At 69.3% G+C, this 26200-nt stretch carries 26 protein-coding genes; 7 read left to right on the plus strand and 19 right to left on the minus strand.

Annotated elements, in window-relative coordinates; translation table 11 throughout:
- Positions 1–19 precede the first annotated feature (19 nt).
- The 6 genes from ACAM54_RS14865 to pqqA all read right to left on the minus strand — a co-directional run bounded on the left by ACAM54_RS14865 (position 20) and on the right by pqqA (position 5120).
- Positions 20–1426 carry a GAD-like domain-containing protein gene (locus tag ACAM54_RS14865; protein ID WP_369648052.1) on the minus strand — a complete coding sequence of 469 codons (1407 nt, stop codon included), beginning with the start codon at positions 1424–1426 and terminating at the stop codon, positions 20–22.
- Positions 1427–1614: 188 nt separating this feature from the next.
- The gene (gene pqqE / locus ACAM54_RS14870) at positions 1615–2766 is read right to left on the minus strand and encodes a pyrroloquinoline quinone biosynthesis protein PqqE (RefSeq protein ID WP_369648053.1); all 1152 of its coding nucleotides are present in this window, start codon (positions 2764–2766) and stop codon (positions 1615–1617) included.
- Positions 2763–3056 carry a pyrroloquinoline quinone biosynthesis peptide chaperone PqqD gene (pqqD, locus tag ACAM54_RS14875; RefSeq protein WP_369648054.1) on the minus strand — a complete coding sequence of 98 codons (294 nt, stop codon included), beginning with the start codon at positions 3054–3056 and terminating at the stop codon, positions 2763–2765. The genes pqqE and pqqD overlap by 4 nt, the downstream gene beginning before the upstream one ends.
- Before the next feature lie 61 nt (positions 3057–3117).
- Entirely contained in the window at positions 3118–3882 is a 765-nt protein-coding gene (gene pqqC / locus ACAM54_RS14880) for a pyrroloquinoline-quinone synthase PqqC (RefSeq protein ID WP_369648055.1), read from the minus strand.
- Between the two features lie 16 nt (positions 3883–3898).
- On the minus strand, positions 3899–4822 hold the full coding sequence (gene pqqB / locus ACAM54_RS14885) for a pyrroloquinoline quinone biosynthesis protein PqqB (protein ID WP_369648056.1): 924 nt from the start codon (positions 4820–4822) through the stop codon (positions 3899–3901).
- Between the two features lie 223 nt (positions 4823–5045).
- Positions 5046–5120 carry a pyrroloquinoline quinone precursor peptide PqqA gene (pqqA, locus tag ACAM54_RS14890; protein ID WP_010100094.1) on the minus strand — a complete coding sequence of 25 codons (75 nt, stop codon included), beginning with the start codon at positions 5118–5120 and terminating at the stop codon, positions 5046–5048.
- Positions 5121–5291: 171 nt separating this feature from the next.
- Here pqqA and ACAM54_RS14895 point away from each other — a divergent pair, with 171 nt between their 5' ends.
- The 3 genes from ACAM54_RS14895 to ACAM54_RS14905 are packed head-to-tail and all read left to right on the plus strand — an operon-like array spanning position 5292 to position 8307.
- Positions 5292–6287 carry an alpha/beta fold hydrolase gene (locus ACAM54_RS14895; RefSeq protein ID WP_369648057.1) on the plus strand — a complete coding sequence of 332 codons (996 nt, stop codon included), beginning with the start codon at positions 5292–5294 and terminating at the stop codon, positions 6285–6287.
- Positions 6284–7663 carry a histidine kinase gene (locus tag ACAM54_RS14900; protein WP_369648058.1) on the plus strand — a complete coding sequence of 460 codons (1380 nt, stop codon included), beginning with the start codon at positions 6284–6286 and terminating at the stop codon, positions 7661–7663. The genes ACAM54_RS14895 and ACAM54_RS14900 overlap by 4 nt, the downstream gene beginning before the upstream one ends.
- A complete protein-coding gene (locus ACAM54_RS14905) occupies positions 7660–8307 on the plus strand; it encodes a response regulator transcription factor (protein WP_021007691.1) in 648 nt (215 codons plus the stop codon). The genes ACAM54_RS14900 and ACAM54_RS14905 overlap by 4 nt, the downstream gene beginning before the upstream one ends.
- On the opposite strand, the gene ACAM54_RS14910 is transcribed toward ACAM54_RS14905, so the two are convergent.
- The 8 genes from ACAM54_RS14910 to ACAM54_RS14945 form a co-directional block, all read right to left on the minus strand.
- Entirely contained in the window at positions 8304–8975 is a 672-nt protein-coding gene (locus tag ACAM54_RS14910; RefSeq protein WP_369648059.1) for an HAD family hydrolase, read from the minus strand. The two genes, ACAM54_RS14905 and ACAM54_RS14910, sit on opposite strands and share 4 nt — an antisense overlap.
- 37 nt (positions 8976–9012) lie before the next feature.
- The gene (gene pabB, locus ACAM54_RS14915) at positions 9013–10905 is read right to left on the minus strand and encodes an aminodeoxychorismate synthase component I (protein ID WP_369648060.1); all 1893 of its coding nucleotides are present in this window, start codon (positions 10903–10905) and stop codon (positions 9013–9015) included.
- A gap of 2 nt (positions 10906–10907) precedes the next feature.
- On the minus strand, positions 10908–11441 hold the full coding sequence (gene fae / locus ACAM54_RS14920) for a formaldehyde-activating enzyme (protein ID WP_369648061.1): 534 nt from the start codon (positions 11439–11441) through the stop codon (positions 10908–10910).
- A gap of 136 nt (positions 11442–11577) precedes the next feature.
- Positions 11578–12408 (minus strand): formylmethanofuran dehydrogenase subunit C, encoded by an 831-nt coding sequence (locus ACAM54_RS14925; RefSeq protein WP_192323239.1) that lies wholly within the window; start codon positions 12406–12408, stop codon positions 11578–11580.
- Positions 12405–13355, minus strand: a complete 951-nt coding sequence (gene fhcD / locus ACAM54_RS14930) for a formylmethanofuran--tetrahydromethanopterin N-formyltransferase (protein ID WP_369648062.1) — start codon at positions 13353–13355, stop codon at positions 12405–12407. The genes ACAM54_RS14925 and fhcD overlap by 4 nt, the downstream gene beginning before the upstream one ends.
- The gene (locus tag ACAM54_RS14935) at positions 13355–15037 is read right to left on the minus strand and encodes a formylmethanofuran dehydrogenase subunit A (protein ID WP_369648063.1); all 1683 of its coding nucleotides are present in this window, start codon (positions 15035–15037) and stop codon (positions 13355–13357) included. The genes fhcD and ACAM54_RS14935 overlap by 1 nt, the downstream gene beginning before the upstream one ends.
- Positions 15034–16257 carry a formylmethanofuran dehydrogenase gene (locus tag ACAM54_RS14940; RefSeq protein WP_369648064.1) on the minus strand — a complete coding sequence of 408 codons (1224 nt, stop codon included), beginning with the start codon at positions 16255–16257 and terminating at the stop codon, positions 15034–15036. Before ACAM54_RS14940 ends, ACAM54_RS14935 begins: the two co-directional genes overlap by 4 nt.
- Before the next feature lie 232 nt (positions 16258–16489).
- Complete coding sequence (locus ACAM54_RS14945; RefSeq protein ID WP_369648065.1) at positions 16490–17224, minus strand: HisA/HisF-related TIM barrel protein; 735 nt, start codon at positions 17222–17224, stop codon at positions 16490–16492.
- Positions 17225–17262: 38 nt separating this feature from the next.
- Here ACAM54_RS14945 and ACAM54_RS14950 point away from each other — a divergent pair, with 38 nt between their 5' ends.
- Genes ACAM54_RS14950 through ACAM54_RS14960 form a run of 3 tightly spaced genes read left to right on the plus strand, consistent with a single transcriptional unit; the run spans position 17263 to position 19938 of the window.
- On the plus strand, positions 17263–18252 hold the full coding sequence (locus ACAM54_RS14950) for an ATP-grasp domain-containing protein (RefSeq protein WP_369648066.1): 990 nt from the start codon (positions 17263–17265) through the stop codon (positions 18250–18252).
- Entirely contained in the window at positions 18239–19339 is a 1101-nt protein-coding gene (locus ACAM54_RS14955) for a hydantoinase/oxoprolinase family protein (protein ID WP_369648067.1), read from the plus strand. The genes ACAM54_RS14950 and ACAM54_RS14955 overlap by 14 nt, the downstream gene beginning before the upstream one ends.
- Entirely contained in the window at positions 19339–19938 is a 600-nt protein-coding gene (locus ACAM54_RS14960; protein WP_145745041.1) for an aspartate kinase, read from the plus strand. The genes ACAM54_RS14955 and ACAM54_RS14960 overlap by 1 nt, the downstream gene beginning before the upstream one ends.
- Before the next feature lie 33 nt (positions 19939–19971).
- Here ACAM54_RS14960 and ACAM54_RS14965 read toward each other — a convergent pair whose 3' ends face one another.
- The 5 genes from ACAM54_RS14965 to ACAM54_RS14985 are packed head-to-tail and all read right to left on the minus strand — an operon-like array spanning position 19972 to position 25431.
- Positions 19972–20676, minus strand: a complete 705-nt coding sequence (locus ACAM54_RS14965; RefSeq protein ID WP_369648068.1) for a (5-formylfuran-3-yl)methyl phosphate synthase — start codon at positions 20674–20676, stop codon at positions 19972–19974.
- A complete protein-coding gene (locus ACAM54_RS14970) occupies positions 20673–21254 on the minus strand; it encodes a DUF447 domain-containing protein (RefSeq protein WP_369648069.1) in 582 nt (193 codons plus the stop codon). Before ACAM54_RS14970 ends, ACAM54_RS14965 begins: the two co-directional genes overlap by 4 nt.
- Complete coding sequence (locus ACAM54_RS14975; protein ID WP_369648070.1) at positions 21251–22729, minus strand: DUF6513 domain-containing protein; 1479 nt, start codon at positions 22727–22729, stop codon at positions 21251–21253. The genes ACAM54_RS14970 and ACAM54_RS14975 overlap by 4 nt, the downstream gene beginning before the upstream one ends.
- On the minus strand, positions 22708–23361 hold the full coding sequence (locus ACAM54_RS14980; RefSeq protein WP_145745035.1) for a flavoprotein: 654 nt from the start codon (positions 23359–23361) through the stop codon (positions 22708–22710). The genes ACAM54_RS14975 and ACAM54_RS14980 overlap by 22 nt, the downstream gene beginning before the upstream one ends.
- A gap of 18 nt (positions 23362–23379) precedes the next feature.
- A complete protein-coding gene (locus tag ACAM54_RS14985) occupies positions 23380–25431 on the minus strand; it encodes a sigma-54-dependent Fis family transcriptional regulator (RefSeq protein ID WP_369648071.1) in 2052 nt (683 codons plus the stop codon).
- 300 nt (positions 25432–25731) lie between these two features.
- Here ACAM54_RS14985 and ACAM54_RS14990 point away from each other — a divergent pair, with 300 nt between their 5' ends.
- Positions 25732–26163: a dihydroneopterin aldolase gene (locus ACAM54_RS14990; RefSeq protein WP_145745224.1), complete on the plus strand. Its 432-nt coding sequence runs from the start codon at positions 25732–25734 to the stop codon at positions 26161–26163.
- Positions 26164–26200 lie beyond the last annotated feature (37 nt).

Here is a 26200-nt window from a genome sequence, read left to right on the forward strand (position 1 = left end):
CGCGCTGTCGCCGGTGGACTCAATCCGCCCGGCTCACAAGGACGTCGCCCGTCTCAGGGCCGTTGACCACGGCGCCTGCCGCGTCACGCCGCACCTTGATGCCGACGCCGCAACGCTTCGGATCCATCTGCCATACCCAGCCGTAGAGCGCGCGCGGGCTGTCCTTGGGCGACATGAGCGGCATGTTCTTGCGCAGCCCGTCGTTGCTTCCCAGATCCACCCAGACCATCACGGTGGAATCCTCGGGGTCGCTGTGGGCGTCGACCTCGACGATCGTGGCCCGGAGCGGCTTGCGGTGCACCAGAGCCTGCAGCGCGGACGGCAGGTCCTCGAAAGGTGGGGCCTCCATGCCACCGGAGTTCTCGGCAGGAAAGGGATCGTCCAGCCGCACGGGCCGGAAGTAGTGTTCGGAGCTGCCCATGGTCGAACGCCCGCCGATGGCCGTTGCCATGTCCTCGAGGCGGGCGGCCTGCAACAGCAGCGGCTGTCCACCGCTGCGCATCAGGTACAAGCCGTCATCGTTGGCATCGCTGCCCAGCGACTTGCCGGTCAGCACCAGGTCGAGTTGCAGCAGGCAGTCGCCTTCATCGGTTTCGAGCGTCCGATACCGCCCGTCGTAATGCCGTATGCCCGATGCTTCGCCCGTCTTGTGATCGTTCCTCCAGAAGAGCAGCTGATAGTTGCCATCCGCGTGAAGGGCGACCAGCCGGCGCCAATCGATATAGCTGGAAAGATAGAGCCCGCTCGGATGGCCATCTTGTCTTTCCAGGTCCTTGAACGCCTCGCGATATCCGGCGGGCAAGGCTGCGCGGATGGTGCCCGGCGGCGGCGCGGGCGGTGCCTGCTCGTGATCGACCTGTGCGCGAAGCTTCTGGTGAAGCGCGAGCGCATCCGTCCTGGCAATCTTCAGCATCTGCATGGACAGCAGCATGGGATCGACGTGATACGCCTCGCCGGACGATAGCGTACCTGCTTGCTGCTGCGCGGTTTCGAGCATGGCCGGCTGGATGAATTCATAGGCTTGGCGCGGTTCGCTCAGAACGTTGTTGAACAGATCCGCCAGGTTCCAGGTCAGGATGCTGATGCCGCGGGTCACGGGGTTCAGCGCCGCAACGTCCTCGTCCACAGCCGTGAGCTTTCGGTAGAAAAGAAGCGTGCCGAACGGCGTCAGCGCAATGGGCACGCGCAAGGTGGCGCTGGGTGGCGAAACGATCCATCGATCGAGCGTGGATTGCCACGCCTGCGGATCGATCAGGCAGATCTGCCGGCGGCCGTAGAGCCCGAGGCCGTGCTTGCGCCACAACTCGAGCAGCGCGGCAGGCAACTGCCCCTCGTACCTGTCCAACAGTGTCTTCGCCGCCGGTGTGCAGCCTGCGTGCGGAGGGTTCGCCTTGATGAATGGATGGAGCTTGATTCGGCCGAACATGGATTTCGATTTCGGAAACAGGGTTGAATTTTTCGCAGAGGCACGCGCCTGCCGGCCAACGCGGCGGCCTCTCCAAGGGCTCGTCCGGGAATGTAGCCAGGGGCGCGTGCCAGCGTCAACTGCTTGACGATGCACATGCCGCCGGGCAATTCAACCGTGCCGTGGCCGGTCCGTGGCGGCCCCTCGCCTCACGCGTGCGGCGTGACGATTGCGGCGGAAAGCCGCCGCGAATTGGCGGGATCGCGGAACACCAGCGGATGTTCCGTCGGCGCCGCCGGATCGCGCGCGGCCGCACGCTCCACCGCCTCGACCACGCGGTGGTGGTCCGGGCTCTTCGCGCACACCGGATCGGCCGCGGCCGCGTCCTGCGCCAGCAGGTAGGCCTGGCAGCGGCAGCCGCCCAGGTCCTGCTCGCGCTGGTCGCAGCTCGCGCAGGGCTCCTTCATCCAGCCGGTGCCGCGGTAGCGGTTGAAGCCTTCGGAATCGAACCAGATCTCGCGCAGGCCGTGCGCCTTCACGTTCGGGAATTCGAGGCCCGGCAGCATCTTCGCGGTATGGCAGGGCAGCGCGGTGCCGTCGGGCGCCACGGTGAGGAACATGCTGCCCCAGCCGTTGACGCATTTCTTGGCCTTGCCCTCGTGGTAGTCAGGCGCCACGAAGAAGATGCGCATGCGCTCGCCGAGCCGCTTGCGCCAGGCGTCGGTCACCTCCTCGGCATGGCGCAGTTGCTCGTGCGTGGGCAGCAGCTGGTCGCGGTTCACGAAGGCCCACGAGTAGTACTGGGTGTTGGCCAGCTCGAGGTACTCGGCCCCCATCTCGTGCGCCATCTCGATGATGCGGTCGATGTGGTCGATGTTCATGCGGTGGATCACCACGTTCAGCACCATCGGCCAGCCCTGGTCCTTGATGATCTTCGCCACCCGGTTCTTGAGTTCGAAGGTCTTGGTGTGCGAGAGGAAGTCGTTCATCTCGCGCGTGGAGTCCTGGAACGACAGCTGCACGTGGTCCAGGCCCGCGGCCTTCAGTGCGGCGGCGCGCTGCGCCGTGAGGCCGACGCCGGAGGTCAGCAGGTTGGTGTAGTAGCCCAGGCGCGCGGCCTCGGCAATGATGATCTCCAGGTCGTCGCGCAGGAGCGGCTCGCCGCCCGAGAGGCCGCACTGCACCGCGCCGAGCTCGCGGCCTTCGCGCAGCACGCGCAGCCAGTCGTCGGTGCCGAGTTCGTTCTCCTGCTGCGCGAAGTCGACCGGGTTGAAGCAGAACACGCAATGCAGCGGGCAGCGGTAGGTCAGCTCGGCCAGCAGCCAGAGCGGCGGTCCGGGGCGCGGCGGCGCGGCGGTCATTGGGCGTCCCAGCGCAGCCAGTTCTGCTGCGCCGCCAGTTCGACGAAGCCGCGCACCTCGGGTTCGAGCCCGGTGGTGTCGAAGGCCTGCTCCAGGTCGGCCACGATGGCCGCGACGCTGCGCTCGCCGTCGCAGCGCTTCATGATCTCGCCCGCGCTGCCGTTGAGCCGGACCATGCCCTCGGGGTACAGCAGCACATGGCATTCCTGCGCCGGCTCCCATTGCAGGCGGAAGCCGGGGCCGACGCGGGGCTTGCTTTCGGCGGTGAGCATGGGCTTGTTCGCGGTCATTGGATTACCTTCGTGCTTCGCACTGCGGTGCGAGCTTGCTTGGGGCGGCCCGGCGCAGCGCTCATGCGCCGTTCACCCCGTAGCGCGTCGCCATCGCATCGTTCATGGCCCACAGGATGTCGAGTTTGAACTGCAGTATCTCGAGCGCGCGCTCCTGCAGCGCGCGGGTGTCGAAGTGGTCGAGCGTGATGGCCAGGCCCTGCTCCACGTCGCGCCGCGCCTGGCTCACGCGGTTGCGGAAGTAGTCGAGGCCTGCCGATTCGATCCATGCATAGTGCTCGGGCCAGGTGGCCAGGCGCTGCTTGTGGATCTCGGGCGCAAAGAGCTCGGTGAGCGAGGAGCACACGGCCTCCTGCCAGGGCGCGCGGCGTGCGAAGTTCACGTAGGCATCGACCGCGAAGCGCACCGCGGGCACCACGTGGCGCAGGTCGCGCACTTCTTCGCGCGTGAGCCCCACCGCCTCGGCCAGCCGCAGCCAGGCCTCGACGCCGCCTTCGTCCTTGATGCCGCCGAGCTCGAAGCCGTCGTGGTCGAGGATGCGCTGCACCCAGCCGCGGCGCACCTGCTGGTCGGGGCAGTTCGACAGCACGGCCGCGTCCTTGATCGGAATCGCGATCTGGTAGTAGAAGCGGTTCGCCACCCAGCCGCGGATCTGCTCGGGCGTGGCCCGGCCGCCGTTGAGCATGACGTTGAACGGGTGATGGATGTGATAGCTGCGGCCGCGCTCGCGCAGCTTGGCTTCGAACTCCTGGCGGCTCCATGCCGAGGCGGTTTTCTCGCTGCCCGTGACTGGGCGCGATGAATCTTGAATCCTGTCGGCATGCATGGCGGGCTCGATGTTTTCAGAGTTGGATCGTCATCCCGTCCTCGCAGGGCTCGATGCCTGCGCGCCGCAGCGCCGCATGCTCTTCGGAGTCCTCGTCGAGGATGGGGTTGGTGTTGTTGATGTGGATCAGCATGCGACGCGCGGTGGTGGCCGGCAGCTTCGACAGCCATTCGATCATGCCGCCCTCGCCCGACTGCGGCAGATGGCCGATCTCACGCGCGCGCTTGCTGCCCACGCCCAGGCGGAGCATCTCGTCGTCGGTCCAGAAGGTGCCGTCGACCATGACCGCGTCGGCGCTGGCCATGGCATCGAACACGGGCGGCGTGATGGCCCCCAGGCCCGGCGCGTAGAACAGGCTCTTGCCGCTCCCGCGGTCGAGGATGGCCACGCCGATGTTGTCGCCCGGCACCTGCTGCTCGCGGTGCGGCGAGTACGGCGCGGCCTTGCCGGTTAGCGCCATCGCGCGGAAGACGAGGCCGGGCACGCCGGGCACCTCGAAGGAATTGCCGTCGAGCGTGATCGCGTGGCGCGCCACGCCGCAGTAGTGCGAGAGCACGCGCAGCACGGGATTACCCTCGCTCAGGTCTTCGGCCACCGGATCGGTGCACCACAGCGGCAGCGGCGTGCCGCGCTCGCGCAGCATGAAGAGGCCGGTGGCATGGTCGACCTGGCCGTCGATCAGCACCACGCCGGCGATGGCGGTATCGCGCATTGCGCGCGCCGGCTGCAATATGGGGCTGCTGCGGATCTGCTCCAGGATGTCGGGCGATGCGTTGAACAACACGCCGTCCTCGCCCTCGTCGGGGCGCACGAAGATCGACGACTGCGTGCGCGGCTTGGCGCGCACCGTGCCGTTGCGCACGCCGGCGCAATTGGGGCAGTTGCAGTTCCACTGCGGGAAGCCGCCGCCAGCGGCCGAGCCCAGGACGGTGATGCGCATCGGGAGAGAAATGGATGACGTGTCGGTCGGATGAAAACAACCCGCCCCGGAACGCACCGGGGCAGGCTGTCGAGGAGTTGCCGCGTTGTACGCTTTCCCATCGCCCGAACCCAACGCAACCAGCCCGGTGCACCCGCGGAACTGGCTCTGCCAGTCCGCCGGGTGCGCCCCCCAGTGGGGGGAGGCTGCTACACGAAGTGAGCAAGCAACGGGGGGCGTCCAATCAACGAGCGCTGACGTACATCGTGATCTCGAAGCCGAAGCGAAGATCGGTGGCCGTCGGGGTTTCCCACTTCATAGGGTGTCTCCTGCAAGGTTGCACAGCGCCATGTGGCGGCTGCGGGAACTTCGTGTGCTCCGGTCCCCATCTTGAACCCATGAACCACCGAGACCCAGCCATGAAATCATGATTCGCACTTCATGATTTTCATGAATAGCGGCAACAGGGCCACCGCGTACCATCGCCCTCGTGCTTCCCACCGGCCTGTACCCCGAATCTCCTCCCTGGCGCACCCGCGCACTGGAGGTGCCGCACGGCCATGTGCTGCATGTAGAAGAAGGTGGCAATCCCGAAGGCATCTGCGCCGTGGTCCTGCACGGCGGGCCCGGCTCGGGCAGCTCGCCGCTGCTGCGCCGCTTCTTCGATCCGGCGCGATACCGCGTGATCAGCATCGACCAGCGCGGCGCCGGCCGCAGCCGTCCGCGCGGCGCAACCATGCACAACCGCACAGCCGACCTGCTCGGCGACCTGCAGCGCGTGCGCGAGCAACTCGGGGTGCCGCGCTGGCTGGTGGTCGGCGGCTCGTGGGGCGCCACGCTGGCGCTGGCCCATGCGGCCTTCGAGCCGCAAGCGGTGGCGGCGCTGCTGCTGCGTGCGGTGTTCCTGCCGAGCGCCGAAGAGATCGGCGCCTTCTTCCAGGACAGCACCGGCCGCGCACCCGCCGCATGGGCGCGATTCGCATCCGTGGCACCCGCCGGCGAGCGCCACGACATGCTGGGCTTCCTGGCCCGCGGCCTGCAGCAGGCGCCGGCCGATGGCGCCCGCCAGCTCGCGCTCGCCTGGTGGCACTGGGAGCAAGCGCTGGCGCGCGGCACGGGTGTGCCAGCCGGCGAACCGATGCCCGCCCAAGCCCGACCGGACCGCGAAACGCTCGACGCACTGGTCGACCGCTACCGCGTGCAGAGCCATTACCTGCTGCACCGCTGCTGGCTCGATGCGCCCCCGCTGCCGGACCGGCTGGCCGCGCTGCCCCGCGTGCCCACCCTGCTGCTGCATTCGCGCGACGACCGCATCTGCGCGCCGCATGGCGCAGAAGCCGTGCACGACCGCATCCCGCACAGCCGGCTGCAATGGGTCGACGGCGCGGGCCACGACCCCGCGCACCCGGCCATGGCCTCGGCGATGGTTGCCGCGCTCGACAGCTACGCGCGGCATGGCCACTTCGGCAACGCGCACACGCCATGACCCTGCGCCTGAAGATCAACCTCATCGTCAGCCTGCTGACGCTGCTGTTCGTCGCGGCCATGCTCGCGCTGCAAGTGCGTGCGATGCGCGAGTCGATCCAGGAGGAAGTCGTCGCGGCCAACCGCGTGGCCGCGCAGCTGCTGAACCGCACCGCCTGGCTCTACGCCGCCCAGGGCACGCCGGCCATGCTGTCGTTCCTGCAGGGCGTCGGCCGCGTGCGCTCCAACGACATCACGCTGCTCGATGCCGAGGAACACGTGCTCTACAGCTCGCCCAACTCGGTCTACAAGGCCGGCCGCGATGCGCCCGATTGGTTCGACCGCCTCGTCTCGCCGCCGCCTTCGCAGATGTCGATCGCCTTTCCCGGCGGCAAGCTGATCGTGAGTTCGAACGCTTCGCGCGCGGTGCTCGATGCCTGGGACGATGCCGCGCTGCTGACCCTCAGCGCGCTGGGCCTGCTGCTGGTGGTGAACGCGGGCGTGTTCTGGCTGGTCGGCCGCGCCACACGCCCGTTCGCGGACATCGTCGATGCGCTCAACCAGCTCGAAAGCGGGCGCTTCGATGTTTCGCTGCGCGCGCTGCCCGGCACCGAGGCGGCGGCCATCGGCGCCGCCTTCAACCGCATGGTCGGCATGCTGCAGCAGCACATCGAGACCGAACGGCGCGCCGTGCGCGCCGAGAGCCGCCTGTCTGAAAGCCGCGAACTGGGCCGCTGGGTCGACCAGAAGATCGAGCAGGAGCGCCGCCTGATCGCGCGCGAGCTGCACGACGAGCTGGGCCAGTCGGTCACCGCGATGCGCAGCATGGCCCTGTCGATCGCGCAGCGCGTGCAGGCGCTCGATCCGCAGTCCGAGCAGGCGGCGCGGCTGATCGCCGAGGAATCGGGGCGGCTCTACACCGCCATGCACGGCATGATCCCGCGCCTCACGCCGCTGGTGCTCGACAAGTTCGGATTGGTGGCCGCGCTCGAGGACCTGGTCGAGCGAACCCGCAACAGCCACGGCGGCGTGCAGGTCGAATGGCACCTGGAGATCGAGCTCGACCGCCTGCGGCTCGACACCGACACCGCGCTGGTGCTGTACCGCGCCGCGCAGGAGGGCATCACCAACGCGCTGCGCCATGGCGAGGCGCACCGCATCGTGCTGGCCCTGCAGGGCAACGAAGAGACCGTGAAGCTCACGCTGACCGACGACGGGCGCGGCCTGCCCGGCCCTGATGCCGCCAGGGAAACCAGCACAGGGCACTATGGCCTGCGCTGGCTCGCCGAGCGCATCGACAGCCTGGGCGGCGACCTGCGCCTTGAACCCGCCGCGTCCAGCGGCGCCCAATTGACGGTGCGCCTGCCCTTGCCGGCGGCCGCCGCGGAGAACACATGACCCAGGCGATTCAGCCGATTCGAGTGATGCTGGTGGACGACCATGCGCTGGTGCGCATGGGCTTTCGCATGCTGCTGGCCGACGCGCAGATCGAGGTGGCGGCCGAGGCCGACACCGGCGAGCAGGCCTGCCAGGACTATCCTCAGGTGCGGCCCGACGTGGTGGTGATGGACCTGTCGATGCCCGGCATGGGCGGCCTGGAAGCGCTGCGCCGCCTGCTGGCGCACGACCCCAAGGCGCGCGTGCTGGCGCTGTCGGCGCACGAGGACACGATCCATCCGCGCCGCGTGCTGCGCGCCGGCGCGCTCGGCTACCTGGCCAAGCGCAGCGCGCCCGATGCGCTGATTGCCGCGGTGAAGGCCGTGGCGCGCGGCGACCGCTACATCGACGCCAACACCGCGCAGGCGCTGGCCACGGCACAGATCGAGGGCGAGGCCAACCCGGCCGACCTGCTCAGCGAGCGCGAGTTCTCGGTCTTCATCCAGCTCGCGCGCGGCATGACGGTGGCGCAGATTGCCAGCACGCTGAACCTTTCGCTCAGCACGGTGGGCTCGCACCTGTACCGCGTCAAGCAGAAGCTGGGCGCCACCAATCAGGCGGAGCTCACCTGGGTGGCGCTGCGCTGGGGGCTGATCCAGGTCTAGCCAGCCGCCGGCGGCGTCCGTTCGATGATCGGCCAGCCGGCCTCGGCGGCCCGGGCGCGCAGGCGATCGTCGGGCGCCACCGCCACCGGATCGGACACGGCACACAGGAGCGGCAGGTCGCTGGCCGAATCGGAATAGAACCACGACTGCTCGAGCGCCTCGAGCCGCGTGCCGCGCGTGGCGAGCCACTGGTTCACGTGCATCAGCTTGTGCACGCCGTAGCACGGGTCGCCGTCGATGGCGCCGTCGAGCGTGTCGTCGATCACCAGCGAGCGCGTCGCCAGCACGTCGGCCACGCCGAACAGGCGGCCGAAGGGCTCGGCGATGAAGCGGGTGGTGGCGGTCACGATGGCGCAGGCATGGCCCGCATCCTGGTGCCGGCGCACCAGCGCGCGCATCGGCTCTGGCACCTGCGGCGCGATCTCGGCCTCGAACTCCGCCGCCCATTGGCGCAGCGCGGCCATGCCGAAGCTCGCGAGCGGCGCGACGCTGGCGCGATGCAGCTCGCGGATGTCCAGCGTGCCGTCCACGTACTGCTGGCAGTAGCCCAGGTAAACGGTCTCGGCTTCGGCCGGCAGCACGCCGCGCGCCACCAGGAAGCGCGTCCACGCCATGCCGCTGTCGAACGGAATCAGCGTGTGGTCCAGGTCGAACAGCGCCAGCTTCATCGGCAAGCCCGGTCGAGGAAGGGGCAGGCCCTGCTTCTCAAGCGGCGGCCGCCTCGTGCGGCTGCGCTTGCTGAACCAGCCGCGCCGGCAGCACGCCGCGCAGCGCATTGCACACCACGAGCTTCTGCGCGGCCTCCAGGTCTTGCCGGTACAGGCTGCGTTCGGTGGCCTCCCAGATCGAGTCTTCGATCAGCACGCCGCGCATCACGCCGGGCAGCGCGCCGTCGGCAACCGGCGGCGTCCACCAGCGTCCGTCGATGCGAGCGAACACGGTGCTGCGCCCGCCTTCCACGAGCCGGCCGTCTTCGGTGAAGAACAGGCTGTCGAAGGCCCCGGCGCGTTCGGCCGCGCGCACGCCGGCGTCGTAGTGCTGGCGCACGGTGGTCTTGTGGGCGGCCAGCGGGTTCGCATCGGGCAGCCGCTGGTCGGCGATCAGCAGCTTCACCGCGCCCGGCGGCAAGGGTGGCAGCGGCGAATGGGTGATGCCGATGCGCCCGCCGTGCGCCAGCGCGAGCCGCAGGCGCGAGGGCTGGCCGGGCGCGAGCGCAGGCAAGGCCTCCCGCAGCGCCTGCATCGCAGCACCCCGGTCGAGCCGGAAGCCCAGCACGTGTGCGCTGCGCGCCAGCCGCGCCAGATGCCGGTCCAGGTAGCGGATGCCCTCGCCGGGCGTGGCCAGCATGGTTTCGAAGAGTTCGAAACCCGGATCCAGCGCAGTGAGAAAGCGCGCCTTGAGCAGGCATTCCTCGAACTCGTCCGCGGCGTTGCTGTCCTGCACGATGCCCGCGCCAATGCCCAGCCGCAGCGGCCGCAGGCCCTTCCGCTGTGCGCCCAGCGTGAGCGTGCGGATCGCCACCGACAGGCAGAAGTCGCCAATGGCCGCGCCCTCCGGCGGCGCATCGACCCACCCGATTGCGCCGCAGTAGAGGCCGCGCGGCGTGCTTTCGAGTTCGCCGATCCATTCCATGGTGCGGTGCTTGGGCGCGCCCGTGATGGAGCCGCAGGGAAACACCGCGCGCAGCAGCTCGGGCATGCCGACGCCGGCGCGCAGCCGCGCCTGCACGGTCGAGGTCATCTGGAACACCGTGGCGTAGGGCTCGATGGCAAACAGCGTCGGCACCTTGACCGAGCCGATGCACGCCACGCGGCCGATGTCGTTGCGCAGCAGGTCGACGATCATCACGTTCTCGGCGCGGTTCTTGGTGTCGACCGAGAGCCGGCGCGCCATCTCGCTGTCACCCTCGGGCGCATCGGCACGGGCCGCGGTGCCCTTCATCGGCCGCGCGGTGAGCACCCCTGCGTCGTGGCGCAGGAAGAGTTCGGGCGAGCACGAGAGCACGTGGGTGATGTCGCCCTCCCCCGTCTTCGAATTGACTTCGGGCAAGGCGATCAGCGCGCCATAGGCCACCGGCTGCCGTTCGCGCAGGCGCCGGTACAGCGCCACGGGCGAGCCGTAGCCCTGGCCCTGCAGCCGGTAGGTGAAGTTGACTTGGTAGGTTTCGCCCGCGGCGATGGCGTCGTGGATGCGCGCGATGGCCTCCGTGAAGGCCGGCTCGTCGATGCTGGGCTGCAGGTCCATCACGCCGACGGGCTGCGGCGGGCTGGCCTCGCTCGCCTCGAGCTGCTCCAGCCAACTGGCAACCTGGTCCGACGAAAGCACGGCGCACTCGCGGAAGATCAGCACGCGCAGCGCCGATGCATCGCTGGCCGCAAGCCGCGCATGCCCCGCGCGCTGCAGCCTGGCGCCCCATTCGTAATCGGCCAGCAGCACCGCGTGCAGGCCCTGCCGCAGGTCGGCGTCGACGCGTGCCCAGGCGGCATCGAGATCGGCCGGGTCGGCGCAGCGGTGCTCGCGCACGAAGCCGGTGTGCAGCCGGCTGGTGGGCCGCGCGGGCGTCGAGCCGCAGTCGTCGAGAAGCGCGAACGAAGACAAGGTCAGCTCCAGTCGTCCATGTCGTGCTTGATGCGGTGGCGATTGGCGATCAGCTCGTCCACCGACGGCTCGTTGTTCAGCGCACGCCGGATCGCGAGCCTGGTGGCTTCGTAGTTGGTGCGGTACATGTCTTTCTTGTCGAGGTTCTGGTCCTTGGCGCAGCGCGGATCGATCCACACCAGGCTGATGATGCACAGCGTGTTGGCATGTTCCCGGGGAATGATGCCATCGATCAGGCAATCGACCACCGCATCGGCGGTTGCGCTCTGCACCACGCCGCCGAACAGGTCGATGTTGGCCGCGTCCTTCAGCGTAACCTTGGGCACCATGATGGTCGCGGGCCGCACGAGCTGGTTGCAGGCGCGGATCGCGAACATCGCGGTGTGGCCCTTGCTCTGCGCCATCATGTTGGCGAAGGCCTGGCCCACAGGGCCATCGGTGGCGCCGATCAGGATCTCGGGCATGGCATCGGTGAACTGGCCGTCCTTGGCAAGAACGGTGGCTTCGCCGGCGTGGAAAAGATAGGGATGCGTCATAAACAAAACAAACGAGGTTAGAAGAAACCGAGAACCATTCCAGAAACACCGCGGAACCGGCTTTGCCGGGCCGCTGGTGTTGCCCCCGGTAGGGGGTTGGCGAAGCGACACGAAGTGCGCGAAGCTTGGGGGCGAGTCATAGGCACACGATGAGTTCGCCTTTGCCGTCGGCCGAGAGATCGCCGAGGTGGCGTTCGATGCGGCGCGTGGGCAAGGCCGCAAAAGCTCCGCCGTGGCGCGCCAGATCGCGCGACAGCAGGGCCCAGAAGACCGGCGTTGCAGTCCGGTTGGGCACGAAGGTCAGCGCCGCCTCGATGCCTTGCGGCAACGCGGCATCGGGTCCGGCAAAGACGATGCTGCCGCGGCGCATGCCGTAGCCCGCATGCGCGCCGGCCTTGCCACCCACGGCGATCGTGCCCGCCACCATGCGCGAGCCCAGGAACGCGCCCGCATCGCCATGGACCAGCGCGGACCCGCGGCGCATGCGGTCGCCGAAGCGCTCGCCCGCATGGCCATGGACCACGAAGGTGCCGCCGCGCATGCCGTCCATGCTGCCGGGCAAGGTGCTGGCCGCGAAATCGCCGACGTCGCCCTTCACCTCGATGCTGCCGCCGGCCATTTCGCAGGCGGCCAGCAGGCCGGCGCTGCCATCGATCTGCAGCGAGCCGCCGCGCATGCAGCCGCCCGCATAGTGGCCGGCATGGCCTTCGACGTGGATGCGCCCGCCGTCCATCTGCCAGCCGATGCGGTCGAAGCGCTCGAGAACGCCTTCGAAGCGAAGCGTGCCCTCTTCCGTGCCCTTCGCAACATCGAACAGTTCGGCCAGCGGCAGCATCGCGTTGCCATGGCCCACGGGCAGCTGCCCGATCTGCGCAGCCGAGAGTTCCGCCAGCGCGGTCGGCGTGACGCCACGCAGATCGACGCGCAACGCCGGCACCTGCCGCAACCTGAAATGCCATCCGCTCATGGTGCATCCCCCGCCGCGCCCAGCAGCCTGTGCAGATGGAAATGGAACGGGCCCAGCTTGCCGCCGTAGTTGCCGGCCGAGATGCGCAGCAGACCGCCCGCCGGTCCGATGGCAATGGCGGCTTCCATGCCCACGCGCATGGCGGCGCCCACGTCGGCCTCGGTCAGGCCATCGATCACGATTTCCATCACGCAGCCGATCTCCTGGGCGGAGGCGCCGCCCGCCAGTTCGCTGTGCGCCACCAGCCCCACGAGGCTCGGGCAGAAGGCATCGTTGGTCGAGGCGTTGAGGTTCGCATAGCGGCTGCCGACCTTCGAGCCCGAGCGCACAACGCCGCCCGGAAACGGCATCACCACATTGGGCAGCCGCTTCATCGCCGCCACGGCGGCCTCGGCGGCCGCCAGTGCGGCATCGGTGTCGCGCGCCAGCAGCAGCAGGTTGCCGCCGCCCACGGCCTTCACCACGGGCGTGTCTTCCTGCGCGACGAATTCGCCGTCCATCACCGGCACGCGCCAGTAGCGCACGCCATCGATCACCTTCGAGATCTGCCAGCCGTCCCCGAAGAAGCGCAGGTTCTTGCCGAGCGCGGCCACGTCGCTGCCGGGTGCGCCGCGCGGCAGGCCCGCGAACACCGCGGTGGTCGGGCAGGTCAGCACGCACTGGCCGACGCGGCGCTCGAGCTGCTTGCCGAGCTCCTTGCCCGACATCGAGAACATCAGCACGCTCACGCCGGGGCGGCCGTCGGGCGATTCATCCGGCGCGATCTCCCGCTCGATGCCGGCCTCGCAGCCGCAGGCGATCACCGAGGTCGCAAAGCCCGTGGCCGACACCGCCGCGTGGCGCGCCCACGCCATGTTGTGCGCCGTGATGAGGATGCGCGTGGCCTTCATCGGAAAGGCCTCGGCAAAAGTTTCGTCGATGACGACGCCGTTGCGCTCCAGACCCATCACGACGACTCCTTGAAGCACTCGGCCGGCAGCAGGCGCCCGCCGTTGCAGCATTGGCACAGCTCGTCGTGCCCGATGGCGATGTGGTCGAAATTGACCGAACCCTGCGCCGCAAGATGCCGGCGCAGCCGCTTCTCGATGCCGCGGTCGTAGTCGGGTGCGACGAAGTGCGTGCCGCCCACCGGCGCCGCCGTGACGCGGCCCGCGCGCGAGACCAGCACGCCGTCCTTGAACACGTATTCGGGCGTCGCGAACATGGCCTCGCGGTCGGCGTTCTCGCGGTACACCGCAATGTCGGCTGCCGCGCCCGCGCCCAGGTGGCCGCGGTCGCGCAGGCCCAGCAGCCGCGCGGGGCCGGCGCGGGTCATGATCGCGATCTCGTAGAGCGAGAGCTCGCGCGTGATCGAGCGCAGCGCTGCCTGGGCCGCCACCTCGGGATGCAGCTTGGCGAGCTGTTCCTCGCGAAAGCTGCGGTCCATCAGCAGGCGGATCAGGTGCGGATAGCTCGTGAACGGGCCGCCGTTGGGATGGTCGGTGGTCAGCACCACGCGCCACGGATCGTCGACCAGCAGGAAGATCTCCAGCCCGATGACCCACTGCAGCGCATTCACGTAGCTCTGCTCGCGGTAGCGGAACGGCACCACGCCGCAGCCGGCCTCGCACTCGATGTCGGCGCCGATCCATTTGCGCGGATCGGCCAGGCCCGACTGCGCATGCTGGCGCATGGTGTCGCCCGAGGCCGTGACGGTCTGGCCGAACATGATCTGGCCGACGTCGATGCTCACGTTCCTGTTCGCGTTCACCACCTCGGCGAGCTGCAGCGCGGCCGAGGAGAACTTCTTCGGTCCCTCGGTGCCATAGGCGTGGAACTGGATGTGCGTCAGGTGCCCGGGCAGGCCGTCGAGCGCGGCAATGGTGTCGAGCGTGGACTGGATGTTGCCGGCCACGCCCAGGTTGCTGCCGTGGATGTGCAGCGGATGCGGCACGCCGAGCTCGCGCAGCGCGCGCGCCAGCGTGTGCACCACCTGCCGCGGCGTGACCTGCCAGTGCACGTGGTTCTCGTCGACGTCGAGCTTGCGCTGGTTGAACTTGAAGGCCGAGATGCCGCCCGGGTTCACCACCTTCACGCCCATCGCCTTGCTGGCGTTGATGGTCCAGCCCGCGTAGTCGCGGATGCGCTCGAAGTCCCAGCCCTCGGCCAGCATGCGCAGGAAGAGCTCGTCGTTGCCGAGCATCACGTAGGCGCCGTGGTCGAGGATCGGCGTGTCGCCCATCTCCATGTGCGCGTGGCGCGCATTGCAGGCCATCATGGCCGGCTCGAAGGCCGCCGTGTAGCCCATCTCGACATAGCGGTAGCCGGTGGCCAGCGTGCCCGGCGTGCAGGTGCCGCACGAGGCAAGCTCGAGCAGATTGTCGGGCAGCGCAATGGGGTTGGCGTTGGCGCGGTGGTCTTCGGGCAGCAGCATGCGCGCGAGGTTGACCTTGCCGCCGCCGATGTGGGTGTGCATGTCGATGCCGCCGGCCATCACGACGCAGCCGCCGATGTCGATCTCCTCGGTGGCGGCTTCGTTCGGTGCGAGCTCGACCATGCGGCCATCGCGCACGTACAGGTCGCGCACCTCGTCGCGGCCATTCGCGGGATCGATGACGCGGCCGCCGCGCAAGCGTAGCGTCGCCGTCATTGCACGCGCCCCTTCTTCAGCGCCTGCACCGCCTGCGTCAGCCGCCGGACCACCTCGCCCACGCTCGACAGCCCGTCTTCGTACACGGGCCGCAGCGGCAGCAGCACCGAGCCGTCGGTGCGGAACAGATGGCCGGCGGAACCGATGCCGGGCGTCGACACGGGAATGAACACCAGCTCGTGCGCGTCCCGCAGCAGGGGCATGCCCGGATGGCCGAGCACGATGCGCGGCATGCCCGCGGCTGGCGGCGCTGGCTCGGGGCCGTAGCTCGACACCCACAGCAGCGTGTCGGCCGCGCCGTCGGCGAGCAGGCGCTCGGCATCGAAGCACAGCGGCTCATGCACCAGGCCCAGCGGCCCGGCGCGCGAACGCAACGGCAGGCCCGAGAGCCAGGCGAACACCTGGTTCACGGTGGAAGCCCCGTCCCCGCCGCCCAGCGGCAGCGAGGCCGCGCGCGTGCTGCGGTTGAGCGTGGCGACGATGCGCTGGATCGCCTCGATGATCAGCGCGCCCTGCGCCGGCAGCCGGCCCGATTCGTACACCAGCACCGCATAGCGCGCCGCCTGCAGCCGCGCCGCGAGCGCCGCCAGATCGGCCGGCACGCGGGCATCGTCTTTCGAAACACGGCCCGCCACGAGTGCGGCGAGCATTGCCACGGTGTCGAAGAGGTCGCCGTGCAGCGGCAGCGTTTCCACGGCCACGCCCTCCCGCTCGCCCACGCCGATGCGCCGGAAGAACTCCGGGTAGTGCGCCGCCGGCTCCTCGGTCATGCAGACGATCAGGTCGGCCCGCGTCCTCGCTTCCGCCAGCGTGGTGCTGAAGCCGCCGCGGTCCTGCAGCGCGCGCAGGCCGTGCATCAGCGCCGCTCCCTGGGCCGGATCGCAGATGGCACCGGTTTCGCAGGCCAGCGCATAGAGCGCCCTGGCGCCCGCGACGTCGGTGCCGAGGCCGCCGAACAGGGGCTGGCGGCTTGCCGCGAGCAGCGAGGCGGCCTTGCCGAGCGCCGTGTCCAGGTCGCAGTCCTGGCCGCCGACCTGCGGCTGCGCCGCGCCACCCGAGGCGTCGAAGTTGGCGAGCGCCTTGCGCGCGCGCGGGCAGTCGCCGCCCGCGAGCTTCAACGGCGTGCCCGCCTCGACGCCGAAGGTGTCGCACAGCAGCGGGCAAAAGGGGCAGGTCCAGGGGGCATTGCCGGTTGGCACGGCAGTGTCGGGTTGATTCATGGGCAGGCCACCACGCAAGCCATGTGCCATTCACCCGCAGGGCCGCCGCGCCTTGGGACGGGGCCCGGATGACACACACAATGTGAGACAGAGTGTTGCGCTTTTGGCGGTCAATGCGTGCCGGCAACGGCCGGCAACAGTGCAAGCGAGCCCACCGATGGATGGCACGGTTCGTGTGTACAGCGGGCTGATGGCACGCCTCACCCACCCTCGTCGCACCGGCTTCGGCAGATCAGCGGCGCACGCGTGGCAGTTGCAGGTCGTGCAGTGCGCTGGCCACCAGCCAGGCGTCGGCGCCGGCGGCACTCGCCCGCGCCAGGTCGTCCTCGCTGCGGATCCCGCCAGCACCGATCACCATGGCGCCCGGCGCCAGGCGCCTCACCTCCTGCAGGGTTTCCAGGTCGGGGCCGGCGCCGGAGCCGACGCGCTCCAGCGTCATCACGATCAGCCGCTTCGGCCACAGTTCCACCGCGTCCCAGCAGCCGGCGGCATCGAGCCGCTGGCCATCGCGCCGGTCCAGCGACAGCGCCGCTCCGGGGTCGCCGGCGCCATCGGCGGCCGTGGCCTCGAAACAGCGCTCCAGCGCCTCGCGCGAACGCAGCGATTCGCTGCCGAACACCAGCACGATGCGCGACGCGTACGGCGCCAGCTGCTCGCGCAGCGCCTGGCCGGCCGATGCGTCCGCCAGGCCGGCATCCAGCCACAGCTCGATGTCCGGCAGTGCCTGCAGCAGATCGGCCAGCACGCCGGTCTGCACCGCCCCGCCCTGCAGGGCATCGAGGTCGGCCACGTACAGCTGGCGCGCCGCGCAGTGTTCGCACAGGATGCGCGCCACCGTCACCGGATCGCTGCTGGCGCACAGCGCCGACACGATCGGCCGGTAGGCCTTGCGGTCGCCGCGCACGGCCCGCACCACCTGGCCCTTCAGCAGGTCGACGACAGGGATCAGGTTCAGTTCGGAAGTCATGGGAAAGATGGGGAAGAACCCGGAAAGTGGATGATGAAATGACCCAACGCGTTTTTGTCTACGAGTATCTCAGTGGCGGCGGCTGGAGCGACTATGGCGACGACGCCGCAGCCGACGAGCTTTTGCCGCTGGGCCTGTCGATGCGCGATGCCATGGTGGCGGACCTGGTGCGCGCCGCCGATTGTTCGGTCTCCGCGGCGGTCTGCGAACCGGGAAACACCCTGCCTGCAGGAGCCGTGCCACTGCGGGCCCGCGCCAACGAATCGGCCTTCGACTTCGTCGCGCGGCAGAGCGTTCTGCACGACCTGGTGTGGCTGGTGGCGCCCGAAACGGACGGCCTGCTCGCGCGCTTCCAGCGCACGGTGGGCAATGCGCGCTGGCTCGGCTGCAGCGCCGAAGCCATCGAACTCACGGCCGGCAAGAAGGCCACGCTCGCCCACCTGGCCGCCCACGGCGTGCAGACGCCGCTGGCCTTTGCCGATGCGGCCGATATCGCGCGCTGGGTGGTCAAGCCCGACGACGGCGCCGGCGGCGTGGCCACCCATGTACACCAGCGCCACGCCGATGCGCTCGACGATCAGGCCACGCGCACGCAGGCCGGCGCCACCTTGACGCTCGAGCCCTGGATCGAGGGCGAAGCCCTGAGCCTCTCGCTGCTGTGCACGGCGCAGAATGCCGAAATGCTGAGCATCAACCGCCAATGCATTTCGATCGATGCGCACGGCAGGTTGTCTTTCGATGGCGTGAACGTCGATGCGGTGGGCCGCGGCGATCCGCGCCGGCATGACCTGGCCGCGCTGGCCATGCAGGTGGCGCGCGCCATCCCCGGGCTGCGCGGCTTCGCGGGCATCGACCTGGTCTGGCACCCGCAGCGCGGGCCGGTGGTGATCGAGGTCAATCCGCGTGTCACCTGTGCCTACGTCGGGCTCTCCGCGGCGCTGGGCCGCAACCTCGCAGCGGAGCTGCTGGCAGACCGCCGGCACGGCGGCGGCACTCCAGAACGGGAACTTGCGCGTGCCGACGCCTGAACGCACCACCATCGGCTGGGACATCGGCGGCGCCCATGTCAAGGCCTGCCTGCTGCAAGGCGGCGAGGTGGTCGACGTGGCGCAGTGGGGCTGTCCGCTCTGGCAGGGCCTCGACCATCTGGCGCGTGCGCTGCAGGCCGCAGGCGCGCGCTGGCCCGGGCTCGCGGCTGCGCAGCATGCCGTGACCATGACGGGCGAGATGGTCGACCTGTTTCCCGACCGCGAAGCCGGCGTGCGCGGCATTGCCGCGGCGCTGGCGGCATCGCTTCCCGCGCCATCGGGCGCCCTGCACTTCTTTGCCGGCGATGCCGGCTGGTGCGCCGCCGCGGATGTGGCACGGCACTGGGAGCACATCGCCTCAGCCAACTGGCTCGCGACCGCGCGGCATGCCGCGCTGGTGTTCCCCGAAGGCGTGCTGGTCGACATCGGCAGCACCACCACCGACCTGATCGCCTTCGGCAACCGGCGCGTGCTGACCACCAGCCGCAGCGACGCCGAGCGCCTGGTGACCGGCGAACTCGCCTACCACGGCGTGGTGCGCACGCCGGTGTGCGCGCTTGCCCAGCGCATCGAATGGCGCGGCCAGGCAAGGCACGTGATGAACGAGTTCTTTGCCACCACGGCCGACGTCTATCGCCTGTGCGGCGAACTCGACCCGGCGCACGACCTGCACCCCAGCGCCGACAACGCGGCCAAGAGCCTGCCGGCCACGCGCCAGCGCCTTGCGCGCATGGTGGGGCTGGACGAGCGCGATGCATCCACCGAAGAATGGCTTCAACTCGCGCACGCCTGGCGCGCGGCGCAGGTGGAGGCCATCGGTGCGCAGCTGCGCGTTGTGCTGGCGGCGCATGCGCTCTCGCGCGATGCCGTGGCGGTGAGCGCGGGCTGCGGCGCCTTCCTGGTGCCCGGCCTGGCCGCGGTCGCTGCGGAGGGCGAAGGCGCGGGAGCCGTGCCGCGCCGCTTTGCCGCCTATGGCAGCGATGTGGCAAACGTCGCCCGCCATGCGCCCGCGGGCACCGCCGGCTGGGCGCAGGTGTGCGCACCGAGCGTGGCGGTGGCCGCGCTGTTCGAAAGGGAGCACGACTGATGTGGGTGGTCAAGATTGGCGGCAGCCTCTGCGCCGACCCTGTGCTGCCGCAGTGGCTCGATCTGCTGGCGCAGATCGGCGGTGGCCGCGTCACGGTGGTCTGCGGCGGCGGCACATTTGCAGACGAAGTGCGGCGCGTGCAGGCGCACTGGCAGTTCAACGACCTGGCCGCGCACAACATGGCGGTGCTGGCCATGGCGCAGACGGCCTACCAGCTGCACGCGCTGAACCCGGCGCTGCAGCTGGCCGCGCGCAAGACCGAAATCCCCGACCTTCTGCGGCGCGGAAAGACCGCGCTGTGGCTGCCGCTCGAACTGCGGCGCGACAAGCCGGACGGCCGCACCAGCTGGGACGCCACGTCCGACACCATCGCGCTCGACCTCGCCAAGCATCTCAACGCGGAGCAGCTGGTGCTGGTGAAGTCGTGCACCATCGATCCGCAGATGACGCTCAATGAGCTTGGCGACGCGGGCGTGGTCGACCGGCAGTTTTCCGAGCGTTCCGGCGATGCTGCGTTTCCGATCACCCTGCTTCACAAGAACCAGCTCGCGACCATGCGCGCGCTGTTGCTGGGCGAGGCGACCTTCGCCCCGCGCTGAGCGGGCCTCGCGCTCCGCTCGCAAAAAAATCCTTCAGGCTGGAACGGGCTGCACGGCCTCGCCGTGCAGCAGCGCGGCCAGTGCCGCCAGCCGCTCGGGGCTGAGGGCCGCCTTGCGGTCGCCCACGCACACCGCGCTGCGAAACCCCGCGAAGTCCGATGCCAGCGACTGCAGCAGCGGAACATGGGCCGTGCGCAGCGCGCCCGCCACGCCGGCCATTTGCCCTGCGGCGCGCACCTGGGCCAGGAAGGCGCGCAGGTCGGCCATCGGCACGGCATCGAACAGGCTGCCGGCCTGCTTGTCGGCGGTGTCGACCATGAGCCCCGGAAAGCCCAGCGTGCAGGCATGCGCGGTCAGCGCGGCATCGAGTCCGTGGTCGCCGATGAAGACCGGCACCACCGGCCAATCGCAGGCCGCGAGCGCATCGAGCACCGCAAGGGCCTCGGGCCCGCGCTCGATGCCGACCTTCACATAGTCGACGCCGCAGGCACCCACCGCATCCACCTGCGCCAGGATGGCGTCCCGCGCATGCATCGGCAGATCGCCGATCGTCGCGCTCACAGGCAGGTCGATGCCATGCGCACGCAGCGCGCCCACGATGGCGCCGATGGTTGCCGTCGGCAGGCCGCCCAGTGCGCCTTCGTTGGGTTCCTTCAGGTCGATGAAGTCGGCGCCGCCGCGGGCCGCGAGCAGGGCCTCGTCCACGCTGCGCACGCTCACCAGCATGCGCATCGTCATGATGTGCGCTCCCGGTCGGCGGCACGGCGCTGCGCGACCGCGGCGCGCAGCCACTCCCAGGCCTCGCGTTCCTCGGGGCCGGCGGTCTTGTCGATCGCGATCTGCAGGTAGGTCATTTCGGTTTCCACTTTTTCGGGAGGGAGCATGTGCAGCCGGCTCACCAGCACGGCGCCTTCGATTACCGCGGCCTGCGCGCGGTTGAAGCCGGCAAACGGCGCATGCGTGGCCTCGTGCACGGCCACCATGCGCAGCACCGGCCGCTGCACGTCGTCGCGCTGCTCGGCCAGTTCGAGTTCGACGTGCCGCAGCGCAGCGGCCAGCCGCACGCCTTCGATGCGCTCGGCCGGCAGCGTGGGCCATACCTTGCGGCCGGTCACGCAGCCTGCGAACACGCGGGTGTCGCAGACGATGTTGAGCACCGCATGGCCGGTGGCCACGATGTTGTCGTGCGTGGTCGAGGGCTTGAACGGCATCAGCAGGATGCCGCCCTCCTGGTAGCGGATGCCCATCGGCGCCACGTGCGGCTTGCCGCCCGGGGCCACGGTGGTCACCACGGCTTCGAAGATCTGGTCGTTCATGAGGGGGATGGCGCAGTGGTGGTGCTCGTGGCGCCGGTCTCGGCCGCGCTGCTCTTCTTCGATGTCTTCATGGTGGTTCCCGGCGCGCACCAGCGCGCGAGGTCTTCGGCGGGCCGCGGCGCGGCGCAGCCCCAGTCGAGCGGCTGGTCCTGCACGTAGCGCTTGCCGAGCTGCCAGGCGATCTCGGCCCGCGCCAGCTCCACGCCCATGTAGAACGCATGGTCGGCATCGTCCTGCAGCCGGAGCTGCGGCCAGAGCTCGAAGGCGCCCTGCGCGAGCCGCATGCCGTCGCGGTTGTAGACGTGCAGGCCCAGCGGCGAGATCTGCACGCGGAAGTTGGGGTCGCGCACCTGCGAGGCGATCTCGCCGATTTCTTCCGGCGTGTCGGGGAACGGATGCTTGGCGTGCACCGTCATCAGCGCATCGCTCATGCCCTTGGGCAGCGTGGCGTTGCGCGCTGCGGCATGCATGATGCGGCGCGCCCAGTCGGCCTCGCTCACCGCGCGGCGCGCATGCTGGCTCACCTGCGTGGTCAGCACCGCCGCCACGTTGAGCTCGGCGGCAATGCCGAACAGCACTGCGTTGATGCCGCTGGTGTCGGCCTCGGTGAGCTCGGTGAGGTTGCCTACGCCGAGCATGATCGGCGCATCGGGAAAGCGCTCGCGCAGCCGGTGGTAGCGCACGATGGAGGCGGTCAGGCCGAAAGGTATCGGGTCGAGGATCGAATCGGCCAGGAAGGCGCGGCCGCGCCGCTGCATCTGTTCGACGGCCGCATACAGCGACGCTTCGTCGGCCGGAACGCGCGGTATCAGCACCGGCGTGGCCGCAACCTCATCGGCGATCCACAGCGTGTCGAGCGTGAGGCTCAGCAGGTAGTCGGCGCCGGCCTTGCCGCCGAGCAGCAGTTCCTGCGCGTCGCTCGAATCGACGCTGACCTGGAAGCCCGCGGCCTTCAGCGCCTGCACGCTTTCGCTCAGGTGGTCGAAGCGCGTCTCGGGCAGGCAGCCCAGGTCGATCACGTTGGCACCGTCGGCCGCAAGCTGCCGGGCGCGTTCGATGATCTGCGCCACCGAGAGCCGCGGCGCATCGACGATCTCGGCAAAGATCGCGACCTCGTAGTCGTCCAGGTCGACAGCGCGTGCGCTGCGGTTGAAGTGGCGGGGCAGGTCCTTCAATTCCTGCGGGCCGCGCTCCACCGGAACGCCGAAGTGAAGGCTCAGCGCCTCGACGTCGCCGCGGCAGCGGCCCGGCACCATGATGCGGTCGGCGCGGCGCGGTGCGGCGCCCTCGCCTTCGGCCTCGGTGAACACGGGGGCCGCAACGCGGCGGCGGATCATGTCGGCCGTCATCAGCGCCGCCACCTGCAGACCGATCTCGCGCACTTCCCATGTGAACGGTGCCGCCTCGATCCCGGCCAGCACCCGCGTGAGGCTGGCTTGGGCGAGACGCCCGGTCAGGAAGACGATGTGTTCCATGCGAGAGAAAGTTCCTTCAGGCGCGTGTCGAGCGCGGTCTCCAGTTCGGTCGGTGAACAGACCACCTGGCAAAAGTCGATGCCGCGCAGCCGCTCCACGTTGTCCAGTTCGATGCGCCGCGGACGCAGCGTGACCCAGTCGTGCGGCGACTTGGTCACCACCACCGGTTCCGTATCGCATGCAAACACGATGCCAGGAATGCCGAGCTTGCCGGCCTGGGCAAACATGTTGGTCGGCAGCGAGTCGCTGATGCCGAATGCGCACTTGGCCACCGTGTTGCTGGTGGCCGGCGCCACCACCACCGTGTGATAGACGTCGTCATAGAGCATGCCCACCGGCACGCCGCTGGCGGTCTTGTCGCGGAACACGCGAAAACGCGGCTTGAGCGCCTCGATCTGCAGCTTGTAGATGGGCAGCACCTCCTCGGCCGCAGCCGAGAGGAACAGGTCGACCGAGGGCAGCCGCGCCGCAATGGCAAGCGATTCCTCGAGGAAATGGCCCGAGCCCGTGATGCACCACGCCAACCGCGAGCGCGGCGGCGATGCGGGCATGGGCGCCTCGCCGTCTTCGGCAGCCAACGCGGCGCCGCGTGGATCGATCTTGCCCGTGCCCGTCGGCTCCCCGTTCGTCATGTCTGCGAGCCTTGAGGCTCAATCGGGTGGAGAGATCTCGATGTGAAGCTTGTGGAGTTTTCGGTACAGGGTGTTGCGGCTGACATCGAGCGCCTTGGCGACGTTGCTCACGTTCCAGCGATGCTGCTCGAGCATCTGCAGCAGCACCTGCCGCTCGTTGGCCTGGATCGGGTTGAGTTGCTTGATGGCGGGCGCCGCATCGGTCTGCGCTGCGTCCGCGGCCGTATCGGCCGGTTCGGAGGACGCTGCAGCCGCATGGGCCAGCGCGGGCAATGGCGACGGCGCCGTGCGCACCGCCAGCGAAGGCAGGTGCTCCCGCGTGATGGTCTTGCCGTCGGCCAGCGCGGCGGCGCTGCGCAGCACGTGGCGCAGCTGCCGCAGGTTGCCGGGCCATGAATAGGCCATGAGCAGGCGCTCGGCCTCTTCGCCGAGCCGGCTGTCGCTGCCGCCTTCGTCCTTGAGCACGTCGTGGATCAGATCGCGCTTGTCCGTGCGGTCGCGCAGCGCGGGCAGGTCGAGCTCGATGCCGGCCAGGCGGTAGTAGAGGTCTTCGCGGAAGCGGCCTTCGCGCACCAGGCTCGGCAGGTGCTGGTGGCTCGCGCTCACGAGCTGGAAATCCACCGGATGGGTGTCCTCGGTGCCCAGCGGCGTGACCTGGCGCTCGTCGAGCACGCGCAGCAGGCGGGCCTGCAGCTCCAGTGGCATGTCGGCGATCTCGTCGAGGAACAGCGTGCCGCCATCGGCCTGCAGGATCTTGCCGCGCCGGCCGCTGCGCTGTGCGCCGGTGAAGGCGCCGGCCTTGTAGCCGAAGAGTTCGGATTCGATCAGCGTCTCGGGCAGGCTCGCGCAATTGACCGCGACGAAGGCACCCTCGGCATGCGGGCTGCTCTCGTGGATGGCGCGCGCGAACACTTCCTTGCCCGATCCGGTCTCGCCGCACAGCAGCACCGGGGTTCGGCGCGCGACCACGCGCCGCGCGGTATCCAGGTGCGCGACGAGCCGCGCGTCCTTGAAGGTGCGAACGCTCGGTGCACGCGCGGCCGCTGGCCGCAATGGCGCACGGAAGGACTCGGCACCTGTCTCTGCCGACATCGAAGCCGTGCCTGCGCCGGCCACGCGCGCACGCGCCGGCGTGGCGGCATCGGAGGCCGGCCGCCGCGCCACCGCGAAGAAGCGCAGCGCCGCATTGGCCCGGTAGGCCACCACCGGATGGAATGAAGAAGAAAGGCTGCGCTGGACGATGTCTTCGAGCGAGGTCTGGAACAGGTCGTCGATGCGCTGCGTGCGGATCTCGTCCATCGACTGAAGGCCCAGCTGGAACAAGGCGCTGCGGTTGGCCGCAAGAATGCGTCCATCGTCGCCGACGGCGAGCTTGCCCTCGTGCAGCGTGTAGACGAATTCGGGCCGGCTGTGGAAGTGCAGCGGATGCGCATTCGAGAAGCGCTTGTCGATGAGCCGGTTCTCGATCATGCGCGCCGTCATGCCCAGCAGCACCAGCACGTGCTGCTGCATGAGGCTGGAGCGGCTGGTCACGTCGAGCACCGCGATGATCTCGCCGGACGGATCGAACACCGGCACCGCCGAGCAGGTGAGCTGCGTGAAGTGGCTGAAGAAATGCTCTTCGCGCCGCACGGAGATCGGGTGCGCCGCAGCCAGGCAGGTGCCCATGCCGTTGGTGCCGGCCTCGGCCTCGCCCCACATGCCGCCGGCGCGCAGGCCCATGGGCTCCGCTTCGGCGGCGAACTCGGGCGAGGACACCATGTGCACGATCACGCCATCGGTATCGGTCAGCACCACGGCGGACTCGGCGTCGGCGAGTTGCTGGTAGAGCGTGGTCATCTCGTAGCGCGCGCACTCGATGACGTCGGCATGCTGGTTGCGCCGGCTCTGCAGCGCAGACGATGCAATGACCACTGGTTCGCGCGGGCGGCCCGGATCGAGCTGGTACTGGTTCAGGCAGCGGCTCCACGAGCGCGTGACCAGATCATTGCCCTCTTCGTGAAAGCCTCGCCTCACCACGTCGAGCACACGGTCAGCGTGTCGATCGCCTTGCCTCAGCGTCAATGTCATTGGAGTTCTCCGGCGCGTTCCATCGTGTCTCCTTGTTCGGCCCATTGTTGTGCCTGCCGGCCTGCCGCGCACCCGGTGAAACACCAAGCACTGGCAATGCCGGAGCGGGTCCGGTCTCTGGCCTGCATTTTGCGTTGACGAATCTCGCTGGGGTGGGCTTGCATGCCACCAGACACACTTTCAAACATATTCGATCACTGGAGACACCACTTGAACACCAGCCCGCGTCCTTCCATCGCCCGCCTTTCCTCCCCGAATGCGTCGAACGCATCGCCCGACGCCGCCGAGGCAGCCGTGCCCATGGACCTGATCTTCATCGAGGGCTTCAGCGGCCAGACGGTGATCGGCATCCACGACTCCGAACTGCATCATCCGCAGCCCCTCTTGATCGACGTGCATGCCGGCGTGCCCCGCGCACGTGCCTGCGACACCGACCGCATCGGCGACACCATCGACTACGGCATGGTGCGCGAACGGCTGGTGCGGCTCATGGCCGAGCACCGGCTGCAACTGCTCGAAGCCTTTGCAGAAGCCATTGCCGACATCCTCATCGACGAGTTCGGCGCCAGCTGGGTTCGCGTGAAGGTGGTGAAGCCGCGCAAGTTCGATGACGTGCAGGCCGTGGGCGTGCAGATCGAGCGCCATGCGCCCACGCATCGCGCCTCGAAGCTGGGGCACGGCGCCACCGTACTCAACTTCCTTGCCAGCGGCATGGTGCCCGCCAAGCACTGAACACCCACGCTTGCCGCGCCATGCGGCAGCAAGAAAA

This window comes from Variovorax sp. V93 (genome assembly GCF_041154485.1).
Taxonomy (GTDB): domain Bacteria; phylum Pseudomonadota; class Gammaproteobacteria; order Burkholderiales; family Burkholderiaceae_C; genus Variovorax; species Variovorax beijingensis_A.

Excerpts from the sequence above, each read along its gene's own strand:
- ACAM54_RS14865 (WP_369648052.1), bottom strand. The coding sequence starts at position 1,426 with ATGTTCGGCCGAATCAAGCTCCATCCATTCATCAAGGCGAACCCTCCG.
- pqqE (WP_369648053.1), bottom strand. The coding sequence starts at position 2,766 with ATGACCGCCGCGCCGCCGCGCCCCGGACCGCCGCTCTGGCTGCTGGCC.
- pqqD (WP_369648054.1), bottom strand. The coding sequence starts at position 3,056 with ATGACCGCGAACAAGCCCATGCTCACCGCCGAAAGCAAGCCCCGCGTC.
- pqqC (WP_369648055.1), bottom strand. The coding sequence starts at position 3,882 with ATGCATGCCGACAGGATTCAAGATTCATCGCGCCCAGTCACGGGCAGC.
- pqqB (WP_369648056.1), bottom strand. The coding sequence starts at position 4,822 with ATGCGCATCACCGTCCTGGGCTCGGCCGCTGGCGGCGGCTTCCCGCAG.
- ACAM54_RS14900 (WP_369648058.1), top strand. The coding sequence starts at position 6,284 with ATGACCCTGCGCCTGAAGATCAACCTCATCGTCAGCCTGCTGACGCTG.
- ACAM54_RS14905 (WP_021007691.1), top strand. The coding sequence starts at position 7,660 with ATGACCCAGGCGATTCAGCCGATTCGAGTGATGCTGGTGGACGACCAT.
- ACAM54_RS14910 (WP_369648059.1), bottom strand. The coding sequence starts at position 8,975 with ATGAAGCTGGCGCTGTTCGACCTGGACCACACGCTGATTCCGTTCGAC.
- fae (WP_369648061.1), bottom strand. The coding sequence starts at position 11,441 with ATGACGCATCCCTATCTTTTCCACGCCGGCGAAGCCACCGTTCTTGCC.
- ACAM54_RS14925 (WP_192323239.1), bottom strand. The coding sequence starts at position 12,408 with ATGAGCGGATGGCATTTCAGGTTGCGGCAGGTGCCGGCGTTGCGCGTC.
- fhcD (WP_369648062.1), bottom strand. The coding sequence starts at position 13,355 with ATGGGTCTGGAGCGCAACGGCGTCGTCATCGACGAAACTTTTGCCGAG.
- ACAM54_RS14935 (WP_369648063.1), bottom strand. The coding sequence starts at position 15,037 with ATGACGGCGACGCTACGCTTGCGCGGCGGCCGCGTCATCGATCCCGCG.
- ACAM54_RS14940 (WP_369648064.1), bottom strand. The coding sequence starts at position 16,257 with ATGAATCAACCCGACACTGCCGTGCCAACCGGCAATGCCCCCTGGACC.
- ACAM54_RS14945 (WP_369648065.1), bottom strand. The coding sequence starts at position 17,224 with ATGACTTCCGAACTGAACCTGATCCCTGTCGTCGACCTGCTGAAGGGC.
- ACAM54_RS14950 (WP_369648066.1), top strand. The coding sequence starts at position 17,263 with ATGACCCAACGCGTTTTTGTCTACGAGTATCTCAGTGGCGGCGGCTGG.
- ACAM54_RS14960 (WP_145745041.1), top strand. The coding sequence starts at position 19,339 with ATGTGGGTGGTCAAGATTGGCGGCAGCCTCTGCGCCGACCCTGTGCTG.
- ACAM54_RS14965 (WP_369648068.1), bottom strand. The coding sequence starts at position 20,676 with ATGACGATGCGCATGCTGGTGAGCGTGCGCAGCGTGGACGAGGCCCTG.
- ACAM54_RS14970 (WP_369648069.1), bottom strand. The coding sequence starts at position 21,254 with ATGAACGACCAGATCTTCGAAGCCGTGGTGACCACCGTGGCCCCGGGC.
- ACAM54_RS14975 (WP_369648070.1), bottom strand. The coding sequence starts at position 22,729 with ATGGAACACATCGTCTTCCTGACCGGGCGTCTCGCCCAAGCCAGCCTC.
- ACAM54_RS14980 (WP_145745035.1), bottom strand. The coding sequence starts at position 23,361 with ATGACGAACGGGGAGCCGACGGGCACGGGCAAGATCGATCCACGCGGC.
- ACAM54_RS14985 (WP_369648071.1), bottom strand. The coding sequence starts at position 25,431 with ATGACATTGACGCTGAGGCAAGGCGATCGACACGCTGACCGTGTGCTC.
- ACAM54_RS14990 (WP_145745224.1), top strand. The coding sequence starts at position 25,732 with ATGGACCTGATCTTCATCGAGGGCTTCAGCGGCCAGACGGTGATCGGC.